Annotated in this window: 1 protein-coding gene and 1 pseudogene; one reads left to right on the top strand and one right to left on the bottom strand. The window is 70.8% G+C overall.

Annotated features, from left to right (window positions below):
- A pseudogene (locus AB0M20_RS45660) lies at nucleotides 1–191 on the bottom strand (peptidase M48); the annotation flags it as partial.
- Between the two features lie 206 nt (nucleotides 192–397).
- On the opposite strand from AB0M20_RS45660, the gene AB0M20_RS45655 reads away from it, so the two are divergent.
- The coding region (locus AB0M20_RS45655) for a LacI family DNA-binding transcriptional regulator (RefSeq protein ID WP_364307943.1) at nucleotides 398–1,017 on the top strand (620 nt) is incomplete at its 3' end.

Raw genomic sequence — 1,017 nt, 5'->3', positions numbered from 1 at the left:
GCCAGAAAGGACAGCCGGAACGCGCGCTCGTTCCACATGCCGAAGAACGCCTTCACCACGTCGTCGAAGCCGCGCAGCTCGCGCAGCGCGGTGAGCGCCCCTCGGTCGGCCGGGTGTTCCCAGGCGCGTGAGCTGATCCCGGTCAGCGTCACGCGGTTCCGGGCCGGCCGGTTCTCGCCATCGGTGGTCATCAGGTCCCTTCCGGTCAAAGTCTGCTCCAGAAAGCGACGATCTCGGACCGGGGTGCCTCCGCGCATCCGCTCCCAGCCGGACTCCGCGGCGAGACGACTGCGACTTTCGGCCGACTGGTGAGCAGGCGTTGACAAGCTGTCATCGACGAACGAATATGACTACGGAGTCAGAGACGTCCGACACACCGTCAGACCGGGGAGGCGACATGGCGAACCCCCGCCGCCGCCCCGCGAGCACGGACGTCGCGACCCGGGCCGGCGTCTCGCAGAAGACGGTGTCCCGGGTGATGAACGGGGAGCCGTACGTCAAGGAAGAGGTGCGGCTCCGGGTCCTGCAGGCCGCGCAGGAGCTGGGCTACCGGCGCAACAACGCGGCACGCACGCTGACCTCCGGGCGGACCCGGCGGATCGGCGTGGTCTCACTGGGCAGCGCACTCTACGGGCCCGCCACCATGCTGATCGAGCTGGAACGCGCCGCGCGCAGCACCGGCTATTCACTCAGCGTCGTCACCACCTTCGAGGGAGACCCGGCCGGCGTCCACGGCGCCATCGAGTCCCTGCTCGCCGAGGGCGTGGACGGCATCGTGCTCTCCGAGCCCATCGACGAGGGCGAGAACGTGCACGTCGACACCGATCTGCCGGTGCTCAGCCTCGGCCGGTTCCCCGGCCTGACCGGGCCGACCGTGCTGATCAGCGGCGGCGACGGCGAGGACGGTGGCCGGATCGCCACCGCTCACCTGCTCGGGCTCGGCCATCGGACGGTCTGGCACGTCGCCGGGCCGCAGCGCTGGTGGTCCGCCCGCGACCGGCTGGCGGGCTGGCAGGA

The organism is Actinoplanes sp. NPDC051633, from assembly GCF_040681735.1.
Taxonomy (GTDB): domain Bacteria; phylum Actinomycetota; class Actinomycetes; order Mycobacteriales; family Micromonosporaceae; genus Actinoplanes.
This window is presented reverse-complemented; position numbering and strand designations above follow the sequence as displayed.